This window comes from Armatimonas sp. (genome assembly GCF_043760365.1).
Taxonomy (GTDB): Bacteria; Armatimonadota; Armatimonadia; order Armatimonadales; family Armatimonadaceae; genus Armatimonas.
Genome location: NZ_JAYUPA010000857.1, coordinates 1 through 3,115 on the forward strand (window position 1 = coordinate 1; position 3,115 = coordinate 3,115).

General features: G+C 58.6%; 3 protein-coding genes and 1 tRNA gene. 1 reads left to right on the top strand and 3 read right to left on the bottom strand.

What is annotated here, in order from left to right:
- Positions 1-90: 90 nt before the first annotated feature.
- The 3 genes from ACH2EH_RS21200 to ACH2EH_RS21210 form a co-directional block, all read right to left on the bottom strand.
- Positions 91-753, bottom strand: coding sequence for a DUF1559 domain-containing protein (locus ACH2EH_RS21200; protein ID WP_395144856.1), 663 nt, complete (start codon positions 751-753; stop codon positions 91-93).
- 9 nt (positions 754-762) lie between these two features.
- A complete protein-coding gene (locus ACH2EH_RS21205; protein ID WP_395144858.1) occupies positions 763-2,160 on the bottom strand; it encodes a choice-of-anchor B family protein in 1,398 nt (465 codons plus the stop codon).
- A 56-nt stretch (positions 2,161-2,216) separates the two neighbouring features.
- Positions 2,217-2,297: transfer RNA gene (locus ACH2EH_RS21210), tRNA-Leu, on the bottom strand.
- A 100-nt stretch (positions 2,298-2,397) separates the two neighbouring features.
- Between ACH2EH_RS21210 and ACH2EH_RS21215 the strand changes: the two genes are divergently transcribed.
- Positions 2,398-3,115, top strand: a 718-nt coding sequence (locus ACH2EH_RS21215; RefSeq protein ID WP_395144860.1) for a LacI family DNA-binding transcriptional regulator, incomplete at its 3' end; no start/stop codon positions are given.

A 3,115-nucleotide genomic window follows, 5' to 3' on the forward strand; every position in this document is an offset into this window, starting at 1 on the left:
GCACTGGGGCTGTTTTAGTCCGCCCACAGAAACGTGGGCGTCTACGGGCGTGCCGCCATAATGTCGCAAGCGACTGGGGATTTCTCCGTCTTACTCCGTCCGCACGTCGCGCAGCCACTTGGCGTGGCCATCGAGAAAGAGCCGATTGCGGCCCCCCAGGTGCACGGCGCGGCCCTTTAGCGCGGCGGGGACGGTGGCGATGGTGCGAGGGAAGTACGGGTCCACGGCAAGCTCCGCATCGGCGACGCTGTCGGGGAGTCCGGCTTGGGGGTTATTGGCCTGGCGCAGCTCGTCTACGGCTTGCTCAGGAGTCTTGCCCCAGAAGTTGTCGAGCGGCACGGGACTGTCCGGGCGGTCGAAGCGCCAGAGCCAGTAGCGCGCCCCGCTCTGTTCGACTTGCGTGACCCCCGCCATCTTCCCGGCGACACTCGGACAGCTCAGAATCTCCCGATTCTTGAGGTAGGGATCGAGCACGGGGGCAACCCAGCCCGCACGGGGATCACTTGTGGGCCACGTCGCCCCCCACGGCTTGTAGCCCAGGGAGTTTTTCAAGTCGCGCCGGTCGGGCAGGCGCTCGTCGTAGTCCTGGGTGTACATCGCAAAGCCGAGGCCAAGCTGACGTAGATTTGAGACACAGGCGGTCTGGCGGGCTTTCTCGCGGGCTTGCGAGAAAACCGGGAAAAGAATGGCGGCCAGAATGGCGATGATCGCGATGACCACGAGAAGCTCGATCAGAGTAAATGCGCGATGCACGGGCCTATGCTACCGCCGCCGCCGCCAGAGTGCCATACCTCCCAGCCCACCAAAAAGGAGGATTAGGACCGAGCTCGGCTCCGGAGCACTGGAAAAAGAGAGCACAAAGAGGCCGTTGTTTCTATCCGCCGCCAGAATCGTCCCACTAGGAAGAAAAGGATAGTTGCCCCACTGACCATTAAAGCTCCGCTCCGGGGCAGCATCATCCTGATTGTAGGTATCGAAAAAGGCCTCCTCAAACAGCACAGACTGTAGGTTACGGGTTCCATCCAGACGTAGGGGTAGCGCCGCAAAGTTAGTTGTCCAGAGTGCGGAGAGATCAAAGACACGCAGACCAACGGTGTAGTTGGACTCAAAGAGCAGGTTGCCCTTGATAAAAAGATTGTGATCAATCGCAATACTAGGGTGCTGATAGTACCCCAGGTAGGTTGGAGTATCCAAATCAATGAGATCCCAAAGATGCGTGCGGGTATTCTGTGGCCCACTCGGCAGGTTCCACTCATCAAACTCATCATTGACAATAAAGAAGCGCTGATCTTCCGTGAGCCAGCCTTGGTGCGTGTACCCAATGTTGGGGTAGTTCGCTGCGGAAAGACGTATCGGGGCGGTGTGCGTGGTGAAGTTGACGATCTCCAGGCCACTTCCTCCTGCACTATTGAGGACAATTTCTTTGCCGACATGGGCAGCATCCGGACCGTTGTAGACCACACTCAAGCTATCGTGGACATAACCACCAGGCACTGCCGTGTAGTTTGTGACAGCCGTCGGGGCAAGAGGATTGGCAAGATTAACGACGTGCTGTGCCTGGTTGGAACCATTAAGGTAGGCGTAGCCCGTGTCTTCGTTGATAGTGATGGTGTGGACACTGGTCACACCATTGTAGGTAGTGTTCGGGGTCCAGCTCTGGCTGGTACTCACACCACGCAGACGGGTGAGATCAAAGATCTGCATCCCATGAGCCCCATTGGCATCCGAAACCACGTAGAGATGGTTCCCGTAGGTCTGAAGCTCACGCCAGGGAGTACTGCCCGTGTTTGTGGGCATGAGCCCCAGGTAGACAGGAGCCGTGGGTGTGGTGACATCCACAAAGGCGGTGCCGTTGCTGATTCCGTAGAGTGCGTACTCGCGGCTGGTAAGTGGATCTACCCACCCCCAGATAGCACTGCCTTGCTGTCCGGTCGTCCCTGCCAGTGTCGCGATGGGAATTCGAGATTCAAGAGTCATTCCCCGTGACGCAAAGCCCGATCCCATGGCCGCACTGCCACCGCTCCCCGGACTTCCAAATCCTCCGCAGCCACAGGCACATCCCAGGCAGCTCCCCGTCGAGCAATCACACGCCCAGGCACCACGTGCCCCGAAGACCATCATGCACACAAAAACACCAAAAACAAACAATAGACGAGACATTACCCACCCCTTCTATCTCTCTCTTTTCTCTTCCTATGCCTTCTACTAAAGACCACTGCCCGGGGCGGGAGTCGAACCCGCACGACCGAAGTCCTGGGTTTTTAAGACCCATGCGTCTACCATTTCGCCACCCAGGCGGGTGCAAACGTATCTTACGGTGTTCTTTGCGCACATGCCAATACCCCACGTCAGAAAACCGGTTTATTATATGGTATCCTGCAAGGAATTAGGATAATTATGAGGAAGCCAACCACACTCAAGGACGTTGCGGGGGCGCTGGGCATGCACAAGTCCACGGTCTCTCTAGCACTCTCCGGCAAAGGGACAATCTCAGCGGAGACCCGTCGCCGGGTGACCCAAGTAGCCCATGAGCTAGGCTACGAACCCAATGTCATAGCGCAGCGGCTGGCGCGTGGCACCGAGACAGCAACCGTGCAGATTCTCAGTGGTGTGCTCGATGTGGGGATCGCGACGGAGAAGATTCTGTTGATCCAGCAGGAGCTCAGCGCCCATGGCTTTGAAGTGCCGCTCTACACCTGGCACTCCCACAGCGCCTCGAAAGAAAATAGCGAGCGGCAAGCGGCCCAGGTGCGCGGTCTGTGCCGTCAGCGGCCCCGTGCGATTGTCTGCGCCGTGCAGCGGCTGCCGGATGCGATCTTGCAAGAGCTTGATGCCTACCAGGCACGTGGCGGAATCGTCGTTAGCTACGATACCGCAGTTCCCTATGAGTGGGATCAGATTGTCTTTGACCGCGAGGAGAACGCCTACCGAGCTGCAAAGCATCTGCTGGAGGCGGGCCACCGGAAGCTAGGGCTGGGAATGTCTCACCTGCGCGAGCCCCACAGCCCCACCGACCCACAGGTGCATCGGCTACGGGGCTTCCAGAAAGCGCTTGCTGAGTTTGAGGTGCCCTTCCAGTCCCGGTGGTTCTTTCACACCAGCACCTACGAGCGCG